Origin of the sequence: Bacillus infantis (assembly GCF_020171945.1) — a bacterium.
GTDB lineage: Bacteria > Bacillota > Bacilli > Bacillales > Cytobacillaceae > Bacillus_AB > Bacillus_AB infantis_A.
In genome coordinates, this window is sequence record NZ_JAIVAP010000006.1 from 244,894 (window position 1) to 270,073 (window position 25,180).

The 25,180-nt window shown below is 47.2% G+C and carries 26 protein-coding genes; 19 read left to right on the forward strand and 7 right to left on the reverse strand.

Annotated elements, in window-relative coordinates; translation table 11 throughout:
- Window positions 1-10: 10 nt before the first annotated feature.
- Window positions 11-430 (reverse strand): VanZ family protein, encoded by a 420-nt coding sequence (locus LCM00_RS12305; RefSeq protein ID WP_224902134.1) that lies wholly within the window; start codon window positions 428-430, stop codon window positions 11-13.
- Between the two features lie 139 nt (window positions 431-569).
- Here LCM00_RS12305 and LCM00_RS12310 point away from each other — a divergent pair, with 139 nt between their 5' ends.
- On the forward strand, window positions 570-1,535 hold the full coding sequence (locus LCM00_RS12310) for a M23 family metallopeptidase (RefSeq protein WP_224902137.1): 966 nt from the start codon (window positions 570-572) through the stop codon (window positions 1,533-1,535).
- Window positions 1,536-1,735: 200 nt separating this feature from the next.
- Here LCM00_RS12310 and LCM00_RS12315 read toward each other — a convergent pair whose 3' ends face one another.
- Window positions 1,736-1,882 carry a hypothetical protein gene (locus LCM00_RS12315; protein WP_224902140.1) on the reverse strand — a complete coding sequence of 49 codons (147 nt, stop codon included), beginning with the start codon at window positions 1,880-1,882 and terminating at the stop codon, window positions 1,736-1,738.
- 143 nt (window positions 1,883-2,025) lie between these two features.
- Here LCM00_RS12315 and ggt point away from each other — a divergent pair, with 143 nt between their 5' ends.
- The 5 genes from ggt (at window position 2,026) to LCM00_RS12340 (ending at window position 6,679) form a co-directional block, all read left to right on the forward strand.
- Window positions 2,026-3,594 (forward strand): gamma-glutamyltransferase, encoded by a 1,569-nt coding sequence (gene ggt, locus LCM00_RS12320; RefSeq protein WP_224902297.1) that lies wholly within the window; start codon window positions 2,026-2,028, stop codon window positions 3,592-3,594.
- Window positions 3,595-3,606: 12 nt separating this feature from the next.
- On the forward strand, window positions 3,607-4,209 hold the full coding sequence (pcp, locus tag LCM00_RS12325) for a pyroglutamyl-peptidase I (protein ID WP_224902143.1): 603 nt from the start codon (window positions 3,607-3,609) through the stop codon (window positions 4,207-4,209).
- Window positions 4,210-4,358: 149 nt separating this feature from the next.
- The gene (locus LCM00_RS12330) at window positions 4,359-4,541 is read left to right on the forward strand and encodes a hypothetical protein (RefSeq protein ID WP_009792661.1); all 183 of its coding nucleotides are present in this window, start codon (window positions 4,359-4,361) and stop codon (window positions 4,539-4,541) included.
- 125 nt (window positions 4,542-4,666) lie between these two features.
- Complete coding sequence (locus LCM00_RS12335) at window positions 4,667-4,969, forward strand: DUF4212 domain-containing protein (RefSeq protein WP_101549662.1); 303 nt, start codon at window positions 4,667-4,669, stop codon at window positions 4,967-4,969.
- A 39-nt stretch (window positions 4,970-5,008) separates the two neighbouring features.
- Window positions 5,009-6,679: a sodium:solute symporter family protein gene (locus LCM00_RS12340; protein WP_224902147.1), complete on the forward strand. Its 1,671-nt coding sequence runs from the start codon at window positions 5,009-5,011 to the stop codon at window positions 6,677-6,679.
- Window positions 6,680-6,772: 93 nt separating this feature from the next.
- Here the strand turns inward: LCM00_RS12340 and LCM00_RS12345 are convergent, their stop codons facing one another.
- Window positions 6,773-7,456, reverse strand: coding sequence for a LysM peptidoglycan-binding domain-containing protein (locus LCM00_RS12345; RefSeq protein ID WP_224902150.1), 684 nt, complete (start codon window positions 7,454-7,456; stop codon window positions 6,773-6,775).
- A 730-nt stretch (window positions 7,457-8,186) separates the two neighbouring features.
- On the opposite strand from LCM00_RS12345, the gene spoIIID reads away from it, so the two are divergent.
- The 9 genes from spoIIID to LCM00_RS12390 all read left to right on the forward strand — a co-directional run bounded on the left by spoIIID (window position 8,187) and on the right by LCM00_RS12390 (window position 14,103).
- Window positions 8,187-8,459: a sporulation transcriptional regulator SpoIIID gene (spoIIID, locus tag LCM00_RS12350; protein ID WP_009792667.1), complete on the forward strand. Its 273-nt coding sequence runs from the start codon at window positions 8,187-8,189 to the stop codon at window positions 8,457-8,459.
- 439 nt (window positions 8,460-8,898) lie between these two features.
- Window positions 8,899-9,900 (forward strand): rod shape-determining protein, encoded by a 1,002-nt coding sequence (mreB, locus tag LCM00_RS12355; RefSeq protein WP_224902153.1) that lies wholly within the window; start codon window positions 8,899-8,901, stop codon window positions 9,898-9,900.
- Window positions 9,901-10,025: 125 nt separating this feature from the next.
- Window positions 10,026-10,298, forward strand: coding sequence for a hypothetical protein (locus LCM00_RS12360; RefSeq protein WP_224902156.1), 273 nt, complete (start codon window positions 10,026-10,028; stop codon window positions 10,296-10,298).
- 200 nt (window positions 10,299-10,498) lie between these two features.
- Window positions 10,499-11,338, forward strand: coding sequence for a flagellar hook-basal body protein (locus LCM00_RS12365; protein WP_224902159.1), 840 nt, complete (start codon window positions 10,499-10,501; stop codon window positions 11,336-11,338).
- Window positions 11,339-11,387: 49 nt separating this feature from the next.
- Entirely contained in the window at window positions 11,388-12,212 is an 825-nt protein-coding gene (locus tag LCM00_RS12370) for a flagellar hook-basal body protein (RefSeq protein ID WP_224902162.1), read from the forward strand.
- 15 nt (window positions 12,213-12,227) lie between these two features.
- The gene (locus tag LCM00_RS12375) at window positions 12,228-12,494 is read left to right on the forward strand and encodes a DNA-directed RNA polymerase subunit beta (RefSeq protein ID WP_224902165.1); all 267 of its coding nucleotides are present in this window, start codon (window positions 12,228-12,230) and stop codon (window positions 12,492-12,494) included.
- A 98-nt stretch (window positions 12,495-12,592) separates the two neighbouring features.
- Window positions 12,593-13,027: a 3-hydroxyacyl-ACP dehydratase FabZ gene (fabZ, locus tag LCM00_RS12380; RefSeq protein ID WP_224902168.1), complete on the forward strand. Its 435-nt coding sequence runs from the start codon at window positions 12,593-12,595 to the stop codon at window positions 13,025-13,027.
- Window positions 13,028-13,251: 224 nt separating this feature from the next.
- Window positions 13,252-13,587 carry a hypothetical protein gene (locus tag LCM00_RS12385; RefSeq protein WP_224902170.1) on the forward strand — a complete coding sequence of 112 codons (336 nt, stop codon included), beginning with the start codon at window positions 13,252-13,254 and terminating at the stop codon, window positions 13,585-13,587.
- Between the two features lie 123 nt (window positions 13,588-13,710).
- Complete coding sequence (locus tag LCM00_RS12390; RefSeq protein WP_224902173.1) at window positions 13,711-14,103, forward strand: hypothetical protein; 393 nt, start codon at window positions 13,711-13,713, stop codon at window positions 14,101-14,103.
- Window positions 14,104-14,131: 28 nt separating this feature from the next.
- Here the strand turns inward: LCM00_RS12390 and LCM00_RS12395 are convergent, their stop codons facing one another.
- Window positions 14,132-14,563, reverse strand: coding sequence for a YwpF-like family protein (locus LCM00_RS12395; protein ID WP_224902176.1), 432 nt, complete (start codon window positions 14,561-14,563; stop codon window positions 14,132-14,134).
- 265 nt (window positions 14,564-14,828) lie between these two features.
- On the opposite strand from LCM00_RS12395, the gene ssb reads away from it, so the two are divergent.
- The 3 genes from ssb (at window position 14,829) to LCM00_RS12410 (ending at window position 19,530) form a co-directional block, all read left to right on the forward strand.
- Window positions 14,829-15,185 carry a single-stranded DNA-binding protein gene (ssb, locus tag LCM00_RS12400; RefSeq protein ID WP_224902180.1) on the forward strand — a complete coding sequence of 119 codons (357 nt, stop codon included), beginning with the start codon at window positions 14,829-14,831 and terminating at the stop codon, window positions 15,183-15,185.
- Window positions 15,182-15,352: a hypothetical protein gene (locus tag LCM00_RS12405; protein ID WP_224902183.1), complete on the forward strand. Its 171-nt coding sequence runs from the start codon at window positions 15,182-15,184 to the stop codon at window positions 15,350-15,352. The genes ssb and LCM00_RS12405 overlap by 4 nt, the downstream gene beginning before the upstream one ends.
- Window positions 15,353-15,627: 275 nt before the next feature.
- Entirely contained in the window at window positions 15,628-19,530 is a 3,903-nt protein-coding gene (locus tag LCM00_RS12410) for a S8 family serine peptidase (protein WP_224902186.1), read from the forward strand.
- A gap of 144 nt (window positions 19,531-19,674) precedes the next feature.
- On the opposite strand, the gene LCM00_RS12415 is transcribed toward LCM00_RS12410, so the two are convergent.
- Window positions 19,675-20,085: a helix-turn-helix domain-containing protein gene (locus LCM00_RS12415; RefSeq protein WP_224902191.1), complete on the reverse strand. Its 411-nt coding sequence runs from the start codon at window positions 20,083-20,085 to the stop codon at window positions 19,675-19,677.
- Window positions 20,086-20,286: 201 nt separating this feature from the next.
- Here LCM00_RS12415 and LCM00_RS12420 point away from each other — a divergent pair, with 201 nt between their 5' ends.
- The gene (locus LCM00_RS12420) at window positions 20,287-20,703 is read left to right on the forward strand and encodes a hypothetical protein (RefSeq protein ID WP_224902194.1); all 417 of its coding nucleotides are present in this window, start codon (window positions 20,287-20,289) and stop codon (window positions 20,701-20,703) included.
- A gap of 3 nt (window positions 20,704-20,706) precedes the next feature.
- Here LCM00_RS12420 and LCM00_RS12425 read toward each other — a convergent pair whose 3' ends face one another.
- Window positions 20,707-23,535 (reverse strand): DEAD/DEAH box helicase, encoded by a 2,829-nt coding sequence (locus tag LCM00_RS12425; protein WP_224902197.1) that lies wholly within the window; start codon window positions 23,533-23,535, stop codon window positions 20,707-20,709.
- Window positions 23,528-25,153: an SWIM zinc finger family protein gene (locus tag LCM00_RS12430; protein ID WP_224902200.1), complete on the reverse strand. Its 1,626-nt coding sequence runs from the start codon at window positions 25,151-25,153 to the stop codon at window positions 23,528-23,530. Before LCM00_RS12430 ends, LCM00_RS12425 begins: the two co-directional genes overlap by 8 nt.
- Window positions 25,154-25,180 lie beyond the last annotated feature (27 nt).

Sequence of the window (25,180 nt, forward strand, 5' to 3'; positions counted from 1 at the left end):
GACCCCAGTCCTATTTTTTTATATCCTCTATTCTTTTTAAAAAGCTGGCAAGCAGCTTGAAGCGCCCACCGAACCTGGCCTGATAGACAAAATAATAAGCCGCAGCCACGCCAATCCAGTCCTTGGCCACATCGATCAGCGAAGAAGACCGTGCCGGGATGAAGGATTGATGGATTTCGTCTGTCACGCCGTACAGGGCGGCAATGACGGCGAGGATGATATTTAGCTTTTTAGTAAGACGGCCTCCGGTCAAAAAGGCCAGCACCAAAAGGATATAAAGGATGGCAAACTCTATCAGATGCATAGATTCCTTCAGGAAGCTATCGACCTTTGAATCAGGCAAGGCGACGACGGCATCAGAAGGCATGCTTGATAAAAACCAGATCAGTCCCATATATAAGAGGGGCAAAATTCGTATGATCCACTTCATTATTTTTCTCCTTAGAATTATTTTGATCTTTCATGCATAAAGCGGAAAGCTTTGTCGAAAAATAAGCATTAAAAAATTTTTTTCCGGTATGTATATAAAACCCTCAATCTGTTCAGAATGATTGCTGAGGTGATGATAAATGAGAGAGGAAGAAAAGCAACGATCTTCTCAAGATTCAGGTTTCAAGCGCTTTATGAAAAAAAGGTGGGCATTCCCGGCTATCTATCTGGCGAGCGCAGCAATCATTCTAACCGCGGTTCTTTGGTATCAAAACTCGAACAGTGCGACAGATGAGTATGATTACAGCGATACTGATGTTGCCGAGAAGAAATACGATGAGCCATCAGTAGAAGTAACCCGCTCAATGGAAAACTTTGTAATGCCGGTAGCCGACCAGGATTCAGTCGAAATCCAAAAGCAGTTCTATGATTACACAGGCAAGAAAGAAGAACAGGAAGCAGCATTGGTTTTCTACAATAACACGTACCATCCGAACACTGGAATTGATATCGCCCAAAAAGATGGCGAATCCTTTGAAGTGAAAGCAGCCCTGAGCGGAACTGTGACTAGAGTGGATGAAGATGCGCTGTTAGGAAATGTCATCGAAATCGAGCATGACAAAGGTATTGTAACACAATATCAATCTGTTACAGATGTAAGTGTAAAACAAGGCGACCAGGTTGAACAAGGACAAGCTCTTGCAAAAGCCGGCCAAAGCCTATTTAACGAAGAAGCAGGCGTCCATGTACACTTTGAAATCCGCAAGGACAATGTACCTGTCAACCCGCTTGACTACTTCAATAAGCCATTAAGCGCGCTTCAGGAAGCTGCCCCGACTGATAACACAGGTGCAGCCGACGACAGCGGTGCCGCTGAAGAAAATGACAGCGATGCAGCAGCTGAAGGTGAAGAAGCCGACGATGCAGCAACTGGAACAGAAGAATCAGCAGATGAGAAAAAAGCTGCTGAAGACGATAAAGCAGCAGAAGATAAAGAAGACAAAAATGCAGGCGATAAAGAAGATCAGGACAAAAACAATTCCGGAGATCAGGAAGAAGAGTCCAATGATTCATCTGACGCCAGCCTGAATAACGAAAACGCGTAATAAGAATGGAAAAGCCCGCCGTGATGATGGCGGGTTTTTTCGTTGTGGGTGGGGAGTCGGCTGGGCTGGCTGGCTCGATCGCCGGTGTTTGCTGCTCTTTGGGGCTAGTTGCTAATAAAATGGGAAAGTTGCTAATATATCCGGGAAGTTGCTAATAAAAAGGAAAAGTTGCTAATATCCAGAAAAAGTTGCTAATAAACTCAAAAAGTTGCTAATAAACGCAATTTCCGGTCCCTCCAGATGTGCAGGTACATAGTACTGACGCCCCTTGCCGCCAAAGCAGCTGTACTTTTTGCCATAATAAGCCCAATATCCTCCGCAAACCATTCAACAGAATACTCACTCATTCACAATTTTTCGACATTTCCCCCTTTTCTCTGGTATAATATTTCGCAAGGCGAAGGTTTTGCCTAGCTGGTGCCTGGCACCGTCAATAGAGGGGGAAAAGAATTTGTCTTCAAATCTTACATATCCATATCAGTCACAGCGGATGGCTTCAATTGCGAGGAACGGGATGGTTGCGACCTCCCAGCCCCTTGCTGCCCAGGCTGGGCTCGACATAATGAAAAAAGGCGGAAATGCCATTGATGCGGCAATTGCGACTGCTGCCTGCCTGACGGTCGTAGAGCCGACTTCAAATGGGATCGGCGGCGATGCATTTGCACTCGTATGGACGAATGAGTCACTGTACGGCTTGAACGGAAGCGGACCGTCCCCGCAAAGCATCAGTATTGAGAAGGTTAAGGAAAAGGGTCATGAAACCATGCCATCGCATGGCTGGGTGCCTGTCACGGTTCCTGGTGCCCCTTCTGCATGGGCAGAGCTGTCAGAGCGGTTTGGCCGCCTTCCATTAAAAGAGGTGCTCCAGCCGGCCATCGACTATGCGCGCCATGGCTATCCTGTCTCTCCGATTCTCGGGAAATATTGGGCAGGAGCACATAAGGTTTATAAAAAGCGCTTTACAAGTCCTGAATATGAAGAATGGTTCAAGGTGTTCGCGCCGAATGGCAAGGCTCCGGAAATCGGTGAAATGTGGAAGTCTGAGGATCACGCAAGAACGCTCGAAGCGATTGCGGAAACGAACGCTGAAAGCTTTTACCGCGGCGAAATTGCCGATAAGATTGCCAAGGCATCTGAAGAGGGCGGAGGCTTCCTTTCCAAAGAGGATCTGGAAGGCTATAAAGCTGAATGGGTGGATCCGATTTCTGTGAACTACCGCGGCTATGATATTTGGGAAATCCCGCCGAATGGCCAGGGACTGGTAGCGCTGATGGCCCTGAATATTTTAAAAGGCTATGAGTTCACCCATCGTGAAGATGCGGAACAGCTCCATCTGCAGCTGGAAGCGATGAAGCAGGCGTTTACAGACGGCAAGACTTATATTACAGACCCTGACTTCATGAAAACGAGAGTAGAAGATCTTCTCTCCGAGGAATATGCCGAGGCAGCACGCAGAAAAATTACGGGCGAAGCGCGCCTTCCAGAGCCGGGCTCCCTGCCAAAGGGCGGCACAGTTTATCTGTCAACGGCGGATAGTGAAGGGAATATGGTTTCGTTTATCCAGAGCAATTATATGGGATTCGGCTCAGGTGTGGTGGTGCCAGGCACCGGAATCGGCCTGCAGAACCGGGGGCATGATTTCTCCCTTGATCCAAACCATGAAAATGCCCTTGCACCCGGCAAGAAGACCTATCATACCATTATTCCTGGCTTTATCACGAAAGGCAGCGACGCAGTGGGGCCATTCGGCGTAATGGGCGGATACATGCAGCCGCAGGGCCATGTACAGGTAGCCATGAACATGATTGACTTCAATCTGAATCCGCAGGCAGCCCTTGATGCGCCCCGCTGGCAGTGGACTGAAGGCAATAAGATAGAGGTTGAATACACAATGCCAAACCATCTCGTGAAGCAGCTTGCTGCCAAAGGGCATGAAATCAAGGTGGCGTACGACTCAGGAGGCTTCGGGCGGGGGCAGGTTATCACCCGAAACCCTGAAACAGGCGTGCTGACAGGCGGAACAGAGCCGCGCACAGACGGAACGATTGCCAGCTGGTAAAGGAGGAGCATGATGAAGAAACTGCTTTTGACAGGCTTTGAGCCCTTTTTGGAATTTCCGATCAACCCGACGGAAAAGGTTGTTCAAGCCCTTAACGGAAAAAAGATCGGAGACTATGAAATCACAGGAGTCCTTCTCCCTGTCGACTTTAAAGAATCACCGGTAAAAATACTGGAAGCTTACCATGAGCACCAGCCGGATGCTGTTATTTCACTCGGCCTTGCGGGAGGCAGGAACAGCATCACGCCAGAGCGGATCGCCATCAACTGCCGCGACGGAGAACCTGACAACAGCGGTGCAAGACTGGAAGATTCGCCGATAGAAGAGGAAGGTCCGGACGGCTATTTCTCCACTCTTCCAATCAGGAAGATGGTCAACAGATTAAAAGAAAACGGTCTGCCGGCTGAGATCTCAAATACAGCAGGAACATATTTGTGCAATAATGTCATGTACACCATCCTGCATGAAATAAAGAAGAGCGGAAGGGAGATTCCGGCTGGATTCATCCACATCCCGGCCTCCCACCAGCTCGCCGCCAAAAGCAAACGCAGCCTGCCAAGCTGGTCTGACAGCGATTTGCAGGAAGCAGTGAAACTGATGATAGAGGCTTTGTAGGGGACAGATTCTTGTCCCCGTTTTTTTTAGGGACTAGCAAGAAATTTATCTGCCTATTTATCTTGACCCCGAGAGAGTTTCAAGTGATAATATAGTTAAAATTTTCATAAAATTTAGTCTATTAATTCAACAGCATTGGGGGGAACCACTTGCCGACTCTTATTATTGTACTTCTATTGACAGCATTCTGCCTTTTTCTTGCGCTGCGCCAGAAGAAGACCATCTTCCTTGCGATTCCTTTTCTGGGGATTTTCGTTTACTTCCTCGTACAAATCATCCTGGTCCCTGCGCCGTTTCTCGATACCATCAAGTTTATTTTCAGCCTTAGCTGATCCGGAACTGCCTCATGATTAGGCGGGCCGATTAGAATATAACTCTTTAAAAAGGAGGGAATTGAGCCGGAAATTGAATACGCTTCCAAATGAGGGGAAATCCATTAATTGCGAGGTGCAAAGATTTGAAGAAAATCGATAAGGCAACTGCAGATAGTTATTTTCGCGAAAAAACGAGAAACATGATCATCTATTTTGCTATCTGGTTCATCGTTTCGTACGGGGTAGTGCTTTTTGCAGAGCCGCTCAGCGAAATAACGATCAACGGCTTCCCGTTCCATTATTTCATGGGTGCACAGGGAGCGGTCATCACGTTTATCATTCTATTATTCGTGAATGCCAAACTAAGTGATTCGATTGACCGCAAATATGGGATTGATGAGGATAAAAACGAACAGATCAGCTCAGGGAAGGTGCTGGACCACTAATATGCTTTTGTGTAGATAGAAACCTTTAAGGGGGATTACATGGATACACAGTTTTTGGTCTCATTATCAATTATACTGGCTACATTTGCTTTATATATCGGTATTGCGGTCTATAATAAGGCGCGTGCCACCTCGGATTTTTATGTGGCAGGACGCGGTGTCCCGCCGATCTTCAATGGAATGGCAATCGGCGCCGACTGGATGAGTGCGGCTTCCTTTATCGGGATGGCCGGGACGATCATGCTGCTCGGCTACGACGGCCTCGCCTATATTATGGGCTGGACGGGCGGCTACCTGCTCTTGACGTTCCTATTGGCGCCGCAGCTGCGCAAGTATGGGCGCTATACTGTTCCGGAGTTTATCGGTGACCGCTATAACAGCCATACTGCAAGGGTCATCGCCGCCATCTGTACAATCGTCATCTCATTTACCTATTCCATTGGCCAGCTGTCAGGCTCCGGTGTGGTAATCGGCCGTTTGTTTGAGATCGATGCCAAGCTCGGTACTATGATTGGTGTAGTGCTGATCGCCTTTTATGCCGCTTTCGGCGGGATGAAGGGAATTACCTGGACACAGGTGGCGCAATATATCATCCTGATCATTGCCTATCTGATCCCTGTTATTTTTATGTCCCTGCAGCTTACCAATAACCCGCTGCCTTGGATCTCCTATGGCGAGCTCGTCGGCAAGATGGGTGAGCTTGACAGGGAGCTGGGAATCTCAGAATATTTCGCTCCGTTTACGAACGGCACTAAATGGCAGTTCCTTGCCCTCATGTTCACACTGATGGCGGGGACAGCAGGACTGCCGCACGTTATTGTCCGCTTTTATACAGTTTCTACAATGAAGGCAGCCCGCTGGTCAGGGGCCTGGGCCCTGCTCTTTATCGGATTGCTTTATCTTTCTGCACCGGCTTATGCTGCTTTTTCACGTTTTATCCTGATGACAAAGGTTGCCGGCAGCAGCATCAGTGAGCTCCCGGCCTGGACCAAAACATGGGTTGACACAGGGAAGCTGCAGCTTGCCGATGGCAATGGGGACGGCATCCTGCAGTGGAGTGAGCTGATCATCTCAAATGATATCGTCGTCATGGCGACACCGGAGATTGCCAATCTCGGCGTATTTGTCATCGGCCTTGTTGCAGCCGGCGCCATGGCAGCCGCCCTGTCCACAGCGGGCGGGCTGATGATCGCCATTTCATCTTCCTTTGCACATGATATTTTCTATCGGGTCTGGAAGCCTGATTCCACGGAAAAAACAAGGCTCAGTGTTGCCCGCTGGTCGATTGTGGCCGCCACGCTTCTGGCAGGTCTGATCGCCTTGAATCCGCCGGGGGCCATTACCCAGATTGTCGCCTGGGCCTTCGCTCTTGCAACCGGAACCTTCTTCCCGGCGCTCGTTCTTGGCGTCTGGTGGAAGCGGTCCAATGCTAAAGGGGTTATCTCCGGGCTTCTTGTCGGTCTGGGTGTGACTTTGGCTTATATCTTTGCCGCGAAGTACGGCGGTTTCACTATCCTGGGCATTATCGATACAGGAGCGGGCGTCTTTGGGGCAGCAGCGGCCTTCTTGACCAATATCATTGTATCGAAGGCCACCGAGGCTCCATCCAAAAATATTCAGGAGGAAGTAATCAATCTGCGTTATCCTGAACAAATGATCTATAAAGATGGGGAAGTGTGGATGGATGAGGGGAAATCCAAATCCGTTTAACAAGATTTCCTTATAAGGCTGTGCGGCTCTCTCTTTTCAGAGAAGCTGTACGGCTTTTTTTTTCGCGGCTATCGACAAATTTCTCGGGAAATATTATTTTTTCATAGAAACAAGTGCGCCGTCTTTATAGGCAATAGATACTTTTTGGCCTGAGAGCTTTTGATATTCAGTGGCTGTTCCATATGCCACTTTTAAAGCAATATATCCGTCCTCTGTCTTGAATTCCACCGTGAAGTTATCTGCTGCCCCAACCACTTGTGCGTCCACATAAGGAGTCTCCTCATGAATAATGAGTTTCTGGCCGATCAAGAGGAAATTGCTGTTCAGGCCGTTCAGTCTTTTGATCGTCTCTATCGGGGTCTTGAAACGCTGTGACAGCTCCCAGAGGCTGTCTCCTGCCTGGACAGTATAGACGGAAATATCTGCAGGTGTGTCGTCCTGGTCAGATGCAGAAGGTTCTGCCGTCCTGCCTGCTTCAGGTATCTCCAATTCCTGTCCTGGAAAAATAAGATTGCCGGTAAGATTATTTGCTGTTTTCAGTTCGGAAACAGGAACATCATAAGTTCTTGCAATTCTATAAAGAGAATCACCTTTCTTCACGCTGTATACCGTTTGTTCTTCAGCCTCTGCATGCCCGGTGCCAGCCGCCATTAAAGAGGACAAAGTGACTGCCGCTGACAGGGAAAGGGCAGCTGCTTTCTTTTTGCCTTTATTCTTGCCTTTTTTCCTGCTTGCTTCTATACGTTCCTTTCTCGTCATAGTAACTGTATGTTTCATTGATTAACCCGCCTTTTTATATGTTTTGGATAAGTTTGGATGTGTAACCAAATTTATGAACGCTGAGCCAGAATTCATTCTATGGTAATCCATACCCTCCGGCAATAGGGATAAACTCATGAAAAAAATCGAGGCCAATCCTGCTGGAAGGACCATACTTTTTTTTACATAGGAGGATTTATGCCCAGTGCCGAGCGGGTCATCTCCAAAAATATAGAACGAAACGATTAAAGATTTTCCTATTAAAAGGAGCAGACGAAAAAAAGATAGAGAATGACCGCAGGGAAGAAACACCTAGAAAAATGTCGGGATCTGTCGGAAAAGGGTTATTTCGCCCTTTACAGCCCAGGGGACAAAGGCAGGAGGAATCTGGATTGTATCTCCAGTAGAGAATAGAAAAAAGAGAGTCTGGTGTCCGATTTTTCAAATAATTTACGGCATACCTTGTCCTTATTGCTGTAATCGTGCATATAATCTCAACCAAGCTAATAAAATGTTACAAACCTTACACAAAAGAGAGAGTATGAGGTGCAGAGTCGTTTTGACACCAACAAAGAGCAGGCCTAAAGGACATGTTTATTCCCTGCAGTATTAGAGAGCACAGCTTTCTGCCGCAAAAAAAGCCGATTCTACCAGCTGTTGTATCAGAATGTGCGGAATGGAGAATTTCGAAAAGCGAAACGGGTCTCATTTCACACTCCTCACATCCAATTTAGGGAGGGCGAGTGGTGTGCACGATTACATCAAAGAGAGAACTATCAAGATTGGAAAGTATATCGTGGAGACGAAGAAAACAGTTCGCGTGATTGCGAAGGAGTTTGGCGTATCCAAAAGTACAGTCCATAAAGATCTGACAGAAAGACTTCCTGAAATCAATCCTGATCTTGCAAACGAAGTAAAGGAAATACTTGATTACCATAAATCGATCCGCCACCTGCGCGGGGGAGAAGCAACGAAAATGAAATACAAAAAAGAGGAACTGGAAGGCGAGCCTGTTCAGTAGGCTGTGAAACTGAATATGAGAGAGGAAGAAAGCGCAGCCGACAGGATTTGTGCTTTTTTCTGCTTTATTGGAAATTTAGCGACAAATTTTGCGGGAATGCTACATAATTTTTACAAAATGTTTCTAGTTAAGGTTTGATTGTGATAAAATAAACAATTAGGATAGAACTTGGAAAAAATTATTTTGCAGCTTCGTCAGCCGCCCAAACCTTGAATTGGAAAGGCTTCCTTAATGGAAGGATTTGCGGCGGTTTAAAGCTATTGCATAAAGGCTTCCTGACCCTGCCTGTTTGGCAGCTTCCGCTTACAGCAGAAAGGTGCAGGGGCCATCCATAAAAATATGAAGCAGCGGCAACTGGCCAGCCAGGAAAAATCGTTAGTGACTTCATTCAGGAGCCGGAAGCCCGTGCTGGCTAAGTGCAGGGAGGAAAAAAAGTAAAATGTTTGCTAGAGATATTGGAATTGACCTGGGTACTGCCAATGTACTGATTCATGTAAAAGGCCGGGGAATTGTGTTGAATGAGCCATCTGTAGTGGCGATCGACAGGAACAATAACAAAGTGCTGGCTGTCGGCGAAGAAGCGCGCCGCATGGTAGGGCGTACGCCTGGCAATATTGTCGCCATCCGACCGCTGAAGGACGGCGTCATTGCCGACTTTGATGTGACTGAAGCTATGCTGAAGCATTTCATCAACAAATTGAATGTAAAAGGATTCTTATCCAAGCCGCGCATCCTGATCTGCTGCCCGACCAATATTACAAGCGTAGAGCAAAAAGCGATCAAGGAAGCTGCTGAAAAAAGCGGCGGCAAAAAAGTATATCTTGAGGAAGAGCCAAAGGTCGCTGCAATCGGCGCCGGAATGGACATCTTCCAGCCGAGCGGCAACATGGTTGTCGATATCGGCGGAGGAACTACAGATGTAGCTGTCCTTTCAATGGGCGATATCGTTACATCTTCTTCAATCAAGATGGCCGGCGACAAATTTGATGCCGAAATCCTCAACTACATCAAGCGTGAGTACAAGCTCCTGATCGGTGAGAGGACTGCTGAAAACATCAAGATCAATATCGCAACTGTATTCCCGGATAGCAGGGATGAAGAAATCGAAATCCGCGGACGTGACATGGTATCAGGCCTTCCAAGGACAATCACAGTCCGTTCAGGTGAAATCGAGCAGGCTCTCCGCGAGTCCGTAGCGGTCATCGTCCAGGCTGCCAAAACAGTCCTTGAAAGGACGCCGCCTGAGCTCTCAGCAGACATCATCGACCGCGGTGTCATCCTCACAGGAGGCGGAGCCCTTCTGCATGGCATCGACATGCTGCTGGCCGAAGAACTTAAAGTGCCAGTCCTTGTGGCTGAAAACCCGATGGATTGCGTAGCAATCGGAACCGGCATCATGCTGGACAATATTGATAAGCTGCCTAAGAGAAGATTGGGCTAATGGGAAAAGCGCGCGGGGGTCCGTGCGCTTTTTTTCTATGGGTTGAATATCAGGCTGCACAAAAAGTATGATTGGGCTGGGCTTTGAAGAGGTTTTGACTCTGATTTGCTGTGATCTTTGGGGGAATGGGCATAAATTTAGGTATCTTCGAGGAGATGTTATTAGAATGGAGGAGGGAGCAAGCCATCTGGGAGGTAGTTTTTTGGAATTTTGAAGAGATCATGCCAGTCTCAGCAATAATCATTCCGGATTTGCTGATAATCATGCCGGTTTCAGCAATAATCATTCCTTATTCCATATATTCACAAATCAACCAACTGAGCCCGGCATCTGGCCAGCATAAAACAAGAAGCCAATCTCCTGCAAGGTACCGCCTCGCACTGCTCCATCCCATCTAAAATTACCCTCTGTTCTGAAATACCAACCTCTAAAGCCGCAAAATCCCCTGTTTTTTTCACAAATTGACACTTTTCTGCAAAAATCTGCTGTTTCTTAAGCAGATTTTTTTTATAATAGTATATAACGCAAGAATAATTGTATGTCCCTTTTGATGGTGAAATGATGTCCGGTCTTTGCCGGCAATATATAGAGGTGGAACATGTTTAGAGGGTTTTATACGGTAGCTTCCGGGATGCTGTCCCAGCAGCGCAGGACGGAAATGCTGACGAATAATATGGCAAACAGCAATACTCCGGGTTTTAAGGCGGATCAGTCCTCGATGAGGGCGTTTCCGGAAATGCTGCTCCAGAGTGCAGGACAGCTGGAAATCCCAGTACAGAACAGGCTTAAGCTGCCGCTGAACAAGGAAATCGGCAGCATCAATACAGGTGTTTATATGCAGGAGAACACACCTAACTTCCTCCAGGGGGACCTGAGGGAAACCGGGCAGAATACAGACCTTGCTCTTGTGGACGTGAATATGCCGGCTGATGCAGAAACTGGTATCAGCGCTTCGGTATTTTTCAAGGTGTCGGGAGCAGACGGTGAGCCGCGTTATACGCGTAACGGCGACTTCACGCTTGATGGAGAAGGCTTCCTGACAACTGCTTCAGGTTTGTACGTTCTGGATGGGCAGAATAATCGGATCCAGCTGGAAAGCGACCGCTTTACTGTCACCAGCACAGGTGAAATCACAGGTGAAAACGGCGAAACTGCGCAGCTTGGATTCGGTTTCTCTGAAAATCCGGCACAGCTGATTAAAGCAGGCGACGGCCTGTTCCGGACAGAAGATGGGGCCCCGCTAGCAGAGGCAGCAGATAATCCGGAAGCAGGCTTCGCGCTGCAGCAGGGATTCCTGGAGTCCTCAAACGTTGATGCAAGCAGGACGATGACTGATATGATGACAGCCTACCGGGCGTTTGAAGCGAACCAGAAGGTATTGCAGGCTTATGACCGCAGCATGGAAAAAATGGCGAATGAGGTCGGCCGCATCGGATGATGGCCGCCAGCGGACTTCCGAATAACAGCAGCCCGATGAGGGGGATATTATGAGCAGAATGATGATTACAGCCAGCAATACGCTGGCCCAGCTGCAAAAGCAGATGGATATAACGAGCCACAATATGGCGAATATCGATACAACCGGCTACAAGCGCAGGGAAGCCGCGTTTACAGACCTGCTTGTACAGCAGTTTGCCAATCAGCCTAACTCGGCTGATGAAAACAGGCTGACGCCTAACGGGCTGAGGCAGGGGACCGGGGCGATGCTGTCCCAGTCACAGATTGTGATGGCACAGGGCAGCATTAAAACAACGGACCGCCAGCTGGACACAGCTTTTACGAAAGAAAACCAGCTTTACAAAGTCCTTGTCCAGACAGAGGCAGGCTCAGAGGTTCAATATACACGGGATGGTGCGTTCTATCTGACGCCGGTATCTGATACAGAGAGCATGCTTGTCACCAGCGCCGGAAATGCAGTCCTGGATGAAAATGATAATCCGATTTACATCAATGGCCAGTCCGGTGAATTTACCATTACAGAAAATGGGCTTCTGACAGCAAAGGACAGCACCGGTCTGGAGCAGGAGTTCAGCCTGGGCATTGTCAGGGTCAATAAGCCCCAATTCCTGCAGCAGCAGGGAGGCAATCTGCTGGCACTGGCAGCCGGTGCGGACGGGATTGATGTTTTGACTGATTTGACTGGCGCCCTGCGCGGCGAAGCAGGTGTCCAGCAAAGGGCGCTTGAGCAGTCGAATGTGAATATGCAAAAAGAAATGACTGATCTTATTACTGTACAGCGGGCCTATCAGTTCCAGTCGCGGGCCATTTCAATGGCAGACCAAATGATGGGGCTCGTGAACGGGATCAGGTAAAGGGGATTAAAATCGATGCTAGTGAAGAATAACCAGGAAGCGGCCAACACGCGTGAACAAAAGAAAAAGCAAAAAGCGGAAGAGAAATCGGCCGGCAAACGGATCATCCGCATACGCCTTGTCCCGATCTGGCTTCGAGTCATCATTGTGCTGATTTTAATTGCCGGAAGCCTCATCCTCGGAGCATTTGTAGGCTACAGTGTAATGGGCGGCGGCAAAGCATCCGATATTTTTGAAAAATCGACCTGGATGCATATCAAGGATCTGGTTGAAAAAGAATAAATTTTTGCCGGGAAGGGGGTTTGCCCTTCCTTTTTTCTGTTCATTTACAGTACAATAAGATATATATGATACCTATTATTAGTAGGAGGTACTAAATTATGCTGGATATAGAGCAAATCAAAGAAATCATCCCTCACCGCTATCCTTTCCTGCTCGTGGACCGCATCCTAGAGGTTGAAGAGGCGCAAAGGGCAATTGGAATTAAAAATGTGACAGCGAATGAGGAATTTTTCAACGGGCATTTTCCGGACTACCCGGTTATGCCGGGAGTGCTGATTGTTGAAGCCTTGGCGCAGGTCGGTGCCGTTGCCATGCTCAAAAAAGAGGAAAACCGCGGGCGCCTCGCCTTTTTTGCAGGCATAGACAACTGCCGTTTTAAAAGACAGGTAAAGCCAGGCGACCAGCTTCGCCTTGAAGTAGAAATGACGCGTGTAAGAGGTGCCATCGGGAAAGGGAAAGGCACCGCAACAGTAGATGGGGAGCTTGTCTGTGAGGCGGAGCTGACGTTTGCTCTTGGAGACAAACAGGAATAAATTTTAAAGGATGTCCGGATTGCCGGGCATTCTTTTTTAATATCCTGAAAAACGTTTAGCTTGTCCCATATACGTGTATGTATATAATATCCTGGCCAGCAGGTGACAACTTGCATATAAAAATCCCCCTAAAATAATTTTTTATATGCAAGTTGTTTCTTTTTTTGGACATCATATGAAAAGACCAAGGTCAATATAAACAACCAGAAGGGAGCTTTTTACTTATGAAGAAAAGGCTTTTAACATTAATTGGCGGATCGGTGCTTTCAGCAATGGTTTTGGCAGGGTGCAACAATGACCAGGAGCCGCCTCCGGAAGACGACAACACGCCGCCTGTTGAAGAAGGCGACATGAACGGAGACAACGGTGACATGAATGGCAACAACGAAGACAATGGCAACATCAGCGAAGATGACAACGGCGTTATCGACGATAATGGCGACAACGGTGACATCAACACAGACGAAGACAAGGATATGATGGAAGATAATAATGATCCTGGCGAAGATGTGATCGAAGACGATCTTGACATGCAGGATGACGATAATAAAGATAAATAATGAATGAGGAGAGCAGGGGAACCTGCTCTTTTTATTTGAAATGAAGAAAATTTTATTACAAAGGTATTTTATGATATGATTTAAGTTAGGGTACATAATAATCTGGGGGGTACTTTATTTACCATGTATAAAGATTTATCACCAGGCGTGAAAATTAGCATAACTAAATCGATCTCTACCTCGTTTGAACAATATATGAATAAAATCAGCTGGAATGATGAAAAGTTTGATTTGCAGGACTTTGTAAACGGCTGGCAGGATTATATTAAAAATCATGCATCCTGGTATGGACAGCTGAGTGATGAAACGAAAGCTGATCCTGAATTCCACGAGCAGCTGGCTGTAAAAATTAATGAAACGATTGAAAAGATCCTTTCAGAAGAGCCGACGGAAGAACAGATGGAAATGATTGAAAAGCTCCAGCGGAAGTTAGGGCTAGAATATGACTACTCATGCAGGACCGAAGCTAAACAATTAATAGAGAAGCTGCAGCAGCAGCTTCAGGAAAAAAAGTAAAAGGCCTCCCTGAAATCAGGGAGACCTTTTATTTTTTGACAGCCGATAGGCTTGGTTTGCTCTTCATCTTCATTTTAAACTCAGACAAAAGATTTTCCCCTGTTAACCCGCTATCAAGAAGATTATTCAGCAGTAGTTCTGCATAGTCACTTTTTGTTCTCCTTAAGCTTCCCTCTAGCAATACACTGATATGTTTCTCAAGTTCTTTCACAGAGGAAACGCGGGTAACAAAAGCAGCCGGATCATTCTCTTTTTTCGTGATAACAGCCTGGACGGTCAATTCTTTGTTCTCATCTTCTGCCGCGGTGAAATAGTCAAGATATGTTTTACTGATATATGCTTCGATCAGCCAGTTGCTCAGATCATCCTCTTTATTAATGATCAAGCCATCATCAAGCGCAATATCCTTTAAGCCATTACCTTCAACAATCTGCAGGGAGATCAACTTAAATGTCTTCATTATCATTGCCTCCGTTCTGATTTATAGTTCTTGCTAAAATTATAGCACAGCCCTCTTTGAAAGCGAATTTTGGCCATGTCGAAAAATAATGGCAGCGGCTCCTAAAATTCATTTTTATATGGAGAAGATAGCCTGAAATTTCAATTTCAACTACACAAAAGAGCCTCCGAACGGTAAACGTGCCGCACAAATGCCGGTTTCCGCCTTTTTACCATTTCCTGAACAGCCTGTAATATAAATTTATCAAATAGAGAGGAGATGAGAAATGATCAATCAAGTGATTCTGGTAGGAAGGCTGACAAAAAGTCCGGAGCTGAAAATCACCCCGGGCGGCACATCGGTTGTAAATGTCACGGTGGCAGTCAACAGGCAATACAAAAATCAGAAGGGAGAAATAGAGGCTGATTTTGTCCAATGCACCTTATGGGAAAAAACAGCCGAAAACACTGCCCAATACTGCCAGAAAGGTTCTTTGATTGGCATAACCGGCCGGATTCAGACGAGGAACTACGAAAACCAGGAAGGAAAGCGGGTATATGTCACAGAGGTTATGGCCGACTCGGTCCGCTTCCTTGAACCAAAACGGGAAATCAGCAGCCAAAAGGAGGCGGCGAAGGTTTGAGCACCGATCAAAACCTTGAAACACTCATAGAAATGCTGATCAAAATAACCGGCAGGTCCAATGAAAGGATAGGCCAGCTGGAAAAAAGGATCGAGCAGCTTGAATTTGTACTCCGCAATATGCCGCAAGAGAAACATCAAAATCAAAAAATCCGCCGAATCCATTAATTAACTCCCCTTATCCACGCAGTACAATCCTCATTAGAAAAAATCAATCTTATCCTCACTTCCCGCATTTTCCGGTGTTATTCGCCGGATTTTTCTTTTTTAAGTAAATACTGCTGTCGGAATATGTTTCGAGAGTCGAACAAATAAGCCTATAGGACTAGCATAAAGCGAACGCAATCGTGACTATTTCCCCTTAATAACCTTTTTTCCGATATGGTAACTTTATGTAGTATTAGAAAAATTCTGAATAAACTTACCGCTTAAGGGGGAAAAGCATGAAGTCGACGAAAAGGCTATTGGCTATTTTATCTTTATTTTTCTTAATGTTTTCAAGCTCGGTGTCTGCAGCCGCTGTGCCTGAAAAATCAAAGAGCACGAAAGGGCAGCAGAACCAGAAAACGATCCAGCAGATCAAAAAGGCTGAATTGGACAAGCAGTACAAAGACACTGACATTGTCCGTGTTATCGTAGAAATGAAATCAGAGCCTGCCATTCTTGTTGCACAAAAGCAGAACAAGCGCTATAAAGAGCTGCCTGATGCAACAAAAACACAGCTTAAGAACGAGAAACTGACTGAACAGCAGGCGGTCAAGAATAAAGCAAAGCAAAACCGTGTAAAGCTGGTTGAGCATGAAAGCTTTACAACGGTTGTCAACGGCTTCAGCGCCGAAATGATGTACGGGGATATCGAAAAGGTTGAAGAACTGGCCGAAGTCTCCAATGTACAGGTAGTCAATGAATATACCCGTCCTGAAGAACAGCCGGACATGGTATACAGCAAGGAGCTTGTTCAGGCACAGGAAGCCTGGAGGGAATATGGCTTCAAGGGAGAAGGCATGATTGTCGGTGTCATCGACACGGGTATGGACCCCAACCACCGCGACATGGTGCTTTCATCTGAAACGAAAGAAGAATTGACAAAGTCTAAAGTCAATAAATTTGTGAAGAACAATGCACTTAAAGGAAAGTACTATACCGAAAAAGTGCCTTACGGCTACAACTATATGGATGAAAACAATATCATCGGCGATATCGGCCCTGATGCCTCTATGCACGGAATGCACGTGTCAGGTACAGTCGGTGCCAATGGCGATGAAGAAAACGGCGGGATCAAAGGGGTTGCCCCTGAAGCGCAGATCCTCGCACTGAAGGTATTCGGAAATGATCCGAATATGCCGAGCACATATAGTGATATTTATGTAAAAGCAATCGATGATGCCATCGTATTGGGCGCAGACGTCCTGAACATGAGCCTGGGCTCTACTGCAGGCTTCGTTTCGCCAGAAGACCAGGAGCAAAAAGCGGTTGAAAGAGCGGTCAACAACGGAATCCTCATGTCTATCTCTGCAGGGAACTCCGCCCACTTCGGAAATGGCTTTGCCAATCCTTGGGCATCAAACCCTGACGTAGGCGTCTCCGGATCTCCTGGAGTATCCTATGATTCATTGCAGGTAGCTTCTGTAGAAAATTCTTATATGGACCTTGATGCAGTAAATTATTCATTCGGTTCGGAAAGCGGAAAAGCAGCATTCCTGTCTGCTGGAAGCGTCCATCCGAACAGTTTGGAAACAAAAACTTTTGAAGTCGCCTATGGCGGTCTAGGCAAGCCGGAGGAACTCGGCAATGTCGCAGGCAAATATGCACTTATCAAGCGCGGCGAGCTAGCATTCACTGCAAAGGCATTAAATGCCCAGGCAGCAGGTGCGGTCGGCGTTATCATTTACAACAATGCTGACGGCTACGTCAACATGCAGTCAGACCCTGCTATCAAAATCCCGCAGCTGTTCATGCTGAAACAGGATGGGGACAAGCTTCAGGCTGCCCTTGCAGCAGGCGAAAAGGTAACACTGACCTTCAATGGGGAAAAAGTAAAATCAGCCAATCCTGAAGGAGGCAAAATGAGCGCCTTCACTTCATGGGGTCTGACACCGAACCTTGATTTCAAACCGGAAATCACGGCGCCGGGCGGCCAGATTTATTCTACACTTGAAAACAACGAATACGGAATGATGAGCGGTACTTCCATGGCAGCGCCTCACGTTGCCGGCGGATCAGCATTGATCCTTGAAAGAGTTGATAATGAATTTGTAGTAGAAGGCTTTGACCGTGTCAATATTGCAAAGAACCTTCTGATGAATACAGCTAAGCCGATCATTGATCAGGGAACCGTAAATGCAGCATTCGGCTGGGAGCTTCCATACTCTCCGCGCCGCCAGGGTGCAGGGATTATGCAGCTGAACTCTGCACTGCAGACTCCTGTCATTGTAACGGAAGCTTCAACAGATGAAGCAAAAGTAGCCTTGAAAGAAGTAGGAAACAAATTCGAATTCACATTGAAAGCGAAAAACTACAGCAATAAGAAAGTGAAGTATGATGTGGCAGCCAATCTGCAGACAGATTTTGCTGCATACGGAGAACTTGGATATGCCCCTGACGGTCTTGAAGCCCAGAAGATCCTTGATTCCTCCATCAAAGTGAACGGCAAGGAAACAACTACCGTGAATATTCCGGCAAAAGGCATCACGACCATCAAGGTATCTGTCGATGTGAGCAATGCAAAGGTAGTCGATCCTTCCATCACTGGCGACTGGGAAACACCGGTAGCTATTGATGAAGTGTTCCCGAATGGATATTTTGTAGAAGGATATGTAACACTGAAAGACCCTAATGATGTAAACGCCGAGCTTACCGTTCCTTATGTTGGATTTAAAGGAGACTGGGACAAGGCACCAATCCTTGATGGGACGAAATATGATGAAAACTCATTCTACGGAATGGCCGGAGCTGTTTCCGAAAGCGCAGACAGCTATAATTATCTTGGCTACAACCCTGTAGAAGATGAGTTCCAAAAAGAAGCGATTGCCATTTCTCCTAACGGTGATAAAGTGCAGGATCAGATCATCCCTGTCCTGTCATTCCTGAGAAATGCCAAGAAGGCAGAATTCATCATTACAAATGAAAATGGAAAAGAGCTTAGGAAGCTGCGCACAGAAACCAATCTTCGCAAGCATTATTATGACGGCGGAGCAGGAGCCAATTACACGCTGAATCCGGCATGGGGCTGGGATGGACAGCTGAATAATGCTGTTGCTGAAGATGGCCAGTATTATTTCGAGATTAAGACAGTAGTAGACTTTGCAGGAGCTGAATGGCAAAGCGTCAAGATCCCTGTAAAGGTTGATACTGCCGCACCAAGCGTGAAGGCGAACCTGGCAGAAGACAATACTGTTGTAAAAATTGAAGCAGCCGACAATGAAAATGGATCCGGCTTATCTTATCTCGATGTGCTTGTAAATGGAGAAACAGTTCTTACTGAGCCGTTGAGCGGCGATACAGAAGAATTCGAGCTGCCGGAAGCATTGGATGAGAAAGAAGAAGTTACAGTTATCGCATATGATAACGCTGGGAATTCTACTGAAGCAAAAGCTGAAATCGGCGAGAGCAGCAATGACAAGACCGTTCCATATGTATACCTGGACGAGCCTGCTGCACTTGAAGTCTACAATACAAATGACCTGAATGTATCAGGCACCATTAAAGAAGAATCTGATATGAAGGAATTTACAATCAACGGGCAAGAGGTTGAGCTGACATACAATGAAGAGAAAGAGCAGTATGAATTCACTTCAACCCTTCATTTCGAGGATGGCGTCCATTCTTTTGAAGTGAAAGCAACAGATGCAGCAAACAACACCATTTCCTTCAAGCGTACGGTCATGGTCGATGCAGCAGCTCCAGGAATTGAAGTCACCGGGCTGCCATCCAGCACATACGTAAAGCACAACGCGAAGGATCCGGTTGTAAATGTGAAAGTCACTGACAATTTCGATGAGCTCCGCATTTCCCTTAATGGCAGCGAACTGTTCTACAACGAGTTCAAAGAGCCTTATGAAATGAGGAATATTGAGAAAGTCCTTAAGAAGGTAAAACTAAAGCTGAAAGACGGTCCAAACCAATTCGTCTTTGAGGCAGTTGACCTTGCAGGCAATAAAACAGCGAAAACAATTGATTTGTATAAGCTGCAAAAAGGCGAAAAGGAGCCTGATAAAGGAGAAACACCTGACAAAGGGGAAACTCCAGTTCCTGATAAGGGAAATCCTTTAAATCCTGATAAACCAGGTCTTCCAGGCAAGCCGGACAATCCAGGCAAGCCTGACCCTGGTAAAGAAGAAATGTAATATAAAAGCCGGCATTTCCCTTAAAGGGGAATGCCGGCTTTTAGTTTTGGATCATTTCATATAACTGCAGCGGCAAGGGAATGCTGCTCCCGAAAATGAAATCTGCAAAGGAGAATGTTCCGCTTTTCAATAAGAATCAGCTATTCAGGTAATTCTCCTAAACTTCTTATGCTCTTTAATAATTGCCTTCAGAATCCCGGCTATATACTCATTTGTCCTGCTGTCCAACGATGCCAGCTCAAGAAGTGCCTCTTTCAGGGGAGGAGTCTGCACGAGGAGCTTTCGGATCATTTCCATGTCAAGGTCATCAGGGCTTTCCGTCAATACATACGCTGCAGTGGCATCCTTCAGCATTTCATCGAGTTCTCCGATCAGGTATTCTTTTTCTGCTCCGAAAATCTCTGCAAATTGGAGGACTGTCTGGTAGGGAGGTATGCTCTTGCCGTTTTCATAACGGCTGATTGTAGATCTGTCAATCTTCATTAAATCAGCCACATACTCTTGTTTCCAATTCCTCGCATCCCGCAGTTCTTTCAGCTTATCTCCTAAGCTCATCTTGTCACCCTCGTTTATCGCTTTTCTTCAATTTAACGAGAATCTGAAAAGAATAAGCTTTATGTGAAAATGGTTCACATAAATTCATGTGAAATTTAATCACGTGCGAAAAAGAAAAAATAGAATAAAGGAAAATTGAAGAAAGCTGTCGAAATAACAATTGGAAACCTATTCCAACTCAAAGGGAGTGCAAATTTGCTTATGGAGAAAAACCAAAAAAGAATTGAACACCAGCTTTATTTTCAAAGAACGGATGCGAAGGAAATCAACCTTGATTTCAAGCCAGGATTTTTTGATGCCCTGCAGCTGCTTAAGCCCTACCCATCAGCCCACCTCTGCCAAATCCTCCTTGACCCAAACACCTCACATCCTATCTATTCCAAAATATATCAAACTGATGTCCGGGTGCTGCCATATGACGACGAGCCGGACGGACGAGGGAATCTCATCCATGAAAATAGCGGCATCAACTATCGCCTATTATCGAGCCTGCTGATAAAAACAAGCCGGAATAAAGTGTCATTTGCCATCCAGATGCCTGACAGCCGGGTGAAAAACAAAGAAAAAAGTCCGCTGCCATCTCTTGCGGAGTACAAAAGACAGAAGCGGACCCTATAATATTTATGCCAGATGCACAAGATCCCGAAGATCATCGGTGGACAGCTCCGTGATCCAGCTTTCGCTCTGGATGACCTGGTCGTTAAGTGTTTGCTTTTTCTCGAGCATCAGATCAATTTTTTCTTCCAATGTTCCAGTACAGATCAGTTTATGAACGTGGACGAACCGCTCCTGGCCGATCCGGTAGGCGCGATCTGTCGCCTGGTTTTCAACCGCAGGGTTCCACCAGCGGTCATAGTGGATGACATGGTTCGCCGCTGTCAGATTCAATCCGGTCCCGCCGGCCTTCAGGGAAAGCAGGAAGACAGGGAATTCCCCATCCTGGAATCTGGTGATCATGCGGTCGCGCTCATTCTTTGAGACACTTCCGTTCAGGAATGGCACATCGATTCCGTGCCGCTTTTTCATGATTTTCTGGATCATATGCCCCATCTCAATGTACTGGGTGAAAATGAGACAGCTTTCCTCCTGCTCCAGGACGGCATCAACAAGCTCGTTCAGCTTTTCAAGCTTGGATGAACGTTCCAGCAGATGTGAAGGCTTCTCTTCCTTCAAGTAAAGAGCAGGGTGGTTGCAAAGCTGCTTCAGGCGGCTGAGCAGCTGCAGGATAAGCCCTTTGCGCTCAAAGCCAGACAGCTTTTCAATCTCGGCAAAGGTATCTTTGACCAGCTGCTCGTAAAGGGAAGCCTGTTCTGCGGTCAGCGGGCAATATTCCTTCTGCTCCACCTTATCCGGCAGGTTCAAGGCAACTTCTTTATCTTTCTTCGTCCGGCGAAGGAGGAAGGGGCGGATGATAGCCTGGAGCTGCTGGACCTTTTCTTTTTCATCCTCCTTCTCAATCGGGAGGATGAAACGTTTCTGGAATTGCCCAAGGCTGCCGAGATAGCCGTGATTGGTAAAATCAAAAATCGACCACAGCTCGCTGAGGCGGTTCTCCATCGGTGTCCCGGTCAGGGCGATGTGATGCTTGCCGCGCAGCTTCCGGACCGCCCGGGACTGCTTGGTTTGCGCATTTTTAATATTCTGGGCCTCATCAATGCTGATCGAGCTCCAGGTGACGTTCTCGAAATCGGACAGGTCCAGATGGGTGAGGCCATAAGACGTTAAAACAATATCCGCTCTCTCAGCCTCTTCCGTGAACATCTGCCCCTTCAGGCGATTCTGTCCATAATGGAGATACACATTAAGGTCAGGGGCAAAGCGTTCAATCTCTTTTTGCCAGTTGCCGAGCACCGACGTCGGGCAGATGATAAGGGACGCTCCTTCTTCCTCCTGCTCGCGCACCTTTAATAAGTATGAAATGAGCTGGACGGTTTTTCCGAGTCCCATATCATCAGCGAGAATGGCACCAAAGCCATATTTCCTAAGGAATAACAGCCAGCTCATCCCGAGCTGCTGGTATGGGCGCAGCTCGCCGTGAAGTGCTCCCGGCGTATCAGCGAGCGGGATATTGTTCACCTCGCGCAGCTGCTTTACCATCTGCTTCCACTGGCGGTTCAATTCAATCTGAATGCGGGCGAACGCTTTCGGATTATCCAGTTCGTCTTCGGAATCACCTTCTCCTGACAATTCCTGCTCAATCAAATCGCGGACATGCAGCCCCTCTTTTTCCGCTTTCTTCATCAGATCCTGAATTTGGCGGATGAAGCCGTGGTCGAGCTTGATCCAGCGTCCGCGGATATAGACAAGGCGGCGCTTCTCTTCGACGAGTTTATTAAATTCATCCTCTGACAGCTCGACTCCGTTCATGCTGAAGCGCCAGTCATAATCAAGCATCGCCTGCAGGCCGACGAATGAAGGGCGGTGGCTGCCGGAATTTCCTTTTACCTTGGCCTTCACCTTCATGCTCGCATTCTTCATCGCCTGCCACCAGGAAGGAAGGAGAATCTCGACGCCAAGAGCAAGCAGCGTTTCGCTGGCTTCTGTCAGAAAAGTCCATGCTTCATCCTCAGTCAGGCGGGTGGACAGCCCGCGATCGCCGTTCAGCCAGGGGAATACATTGATCCAGCGCTGCTGCTCCCGTTCAATGACCTCCTGATACTTCATCCAGCCGCGCGGGTAGTTGCTTTCATCCCGGTAATCGACAAACAGGTCAGGATCCTTTTTTCCTCGCAGAAAAATAGACAAGTCCCAGAAGCTGTCGATATCAGCAGGCTCTTCAAGCTTCAGTCCAATTGTAAAAGGTACATCATTTTCCTTCAGCCCGATCCATTCCTGCCAGCTTTCTTCGTCAAAGTAGGCAGCCAGCTGGCTTGGCGCAATATCTTCATTTTGCAGGCTGTCTATTTTTTTTCCGAACATTTCTTTCATTTCTTTATTGCGGTTCAAATAATCATTCAGAGAGCGGTCAAACCAATGCTGAACAAAGCCTTTGACAGAACGGCCCTCTTCTTCTTCAGAGAGGGGGCGCTCCCAGAAGGAATCATCAAATTCATACAGAACATTCTCGGGCAGTGCCCAGTGGAATTCATTCCGCTCCCACGCCTTGAAGTCAGGCACCCATTCTTTTTCAAGGATGGATTCTTCAAGCGCATGTCCGGCAGCAAGGCAGATCTCAGCTGTGTCATCCCAGTCCCATTCGATCAGGCGGTTGAACTGCTCGTTCGCAAACAGCGTAGCGAGCTGCCAGCCGTTGACAAGTAGGCCAGGGACGCCCTCCAGCTCAGCCGGTGCAAGCATCGTCCCGAAAAAGCTTTCCTTATGATTGTTGAACAACAGGTTCTGCCACTCGTTCGGCACCATCCATTTGTCGTGCTCATCAGAAGCTCCAATGAAAAAAGTATCTTTATCATATTGTTGGACGTTCACTTTTATAAAACGTGTTTTAAGCATCGATCAGCTTACCCCTTTTGCATTCTTCATGAAAAGCACGCAGCCGCCTGGTCTTTTCAAGAATCATTTCCAGAAAAAGCTCCCACTCATTCTGCCGCTTTAATTTCTTATAGATGGTCCGCAGCTTCTTCATCTTGCGGACAGCTTCCCGGTAATGATCCCGGCTCTTCATATTTATATGGCCCTGTACAGACTGATGGTAAAGCCCAAGGAGGATTTCGGGCTCGGCCTGCTGGATCCTTTTGATCCGCTCAGAAGGGAGGATGCTGATGTCAAAGCCGATATAAGCCTGCAGCTCTGCCCACTTTTCATAGTTTTCCTGTTCAAAAAGAACATCCTCATATTCCCGGTAGCTGTACGGCAGCGTCTGGATCATGGCTTTCTCATACAGGTCAGGCCTCCGCATCTCGCCTGTATAGGGGCGCAGTGCCTTCAAAGCCATCCTGGAAAAATCCATACTGGCATTATATTCATTGTTCCAGCTCAGATACTCCTTCAGCCGTGAGACAAACACCTCGGCAAACGGAGCCATCCGCTTCCATTCTTTCAGAGCCGTAAAATAATCGAGCCAGTATAACAAATAAGGCGTCATCTCCGCATTTGGAACTTGGATAATCCGCATGGCATCTTCATCATGGCGAAGAAGGATATGAAGATGGGTCACCCCTATAACCAGGGGCATTGTCCTATGCTTTTGATAAAGGCTGTTAAGCTTTTCGACTTCCTCTTCCCGCCATTCTTTATTCTTGAAAAGATGAGTCCAAAGCAGGCGGTAAAGGTGCGCGCGCTCATATTCAATCTCAAAGTCATTCGTCAGAAGCTCTGCTGTTTCCTCTTTCAGCTTCCCGATGAATTCATCAAACGCAAAAGGCACTGACTGGACAGTCAGCTTGCCTGTAATATCCGCAGCTTCTTCGGTCATGTAATGGAAAAGATGGCGGTAATAGCGGTTGATCGTATCCTCGAAATAGCCGAGCTCCATGCTCAGGGAGATAAGCTTTTTAAAAGAAACAATATGCGCAATCAGCATATAAAGGAGCCGCCATTCCTGCTCGACCGGGGCCGCTGCCCTGAGACGGCGCAGGTGGACCTGAAACAGCTCGGCCATCACATAAGGCTTTGGGTCACCCTGGCCAAGCAGGATTTTATCAAAACTTTCCTCAATGGCAGATTTCCAGTTATCATAGTCCGGCTCCTGCTGCTGTTTGTTCGCCTTCAGCAGATCCCTTGCCGTCTTCAGCCCCTGCAGGGCCGCCGTCTTCGTTTCCTTGACCGGCTGGCGCCAGTCATTGAGCCAGGCAGCCACACTGCTTCCCTGGGACAGCAGATAGAAAAACGCAGCCATCCGGTGCCGGCAGAACCCTTCATGCGGACAGGAGCAATCACTATGGTTAATGAAATCAAGATCAAGCGATACCCTCGCAGGAGTCACATCCTGGACCACGGCCGTAATCTGGTCACCCTCATACTTCAGCTGATGCACAAGCCCCTGATGATACAAAAGCAGGCCCTTCTGGACCACCTTCTGATCTTCCTGGTCCTCAGGCCTCAGCAGGCTCTTCAGCTCGCCCGCAGCAAACTGCAGCCCCTCCAAATACCGCTCAGGAATCTGCGCCATAACAATCCCCCCTATACTCTAACCCGG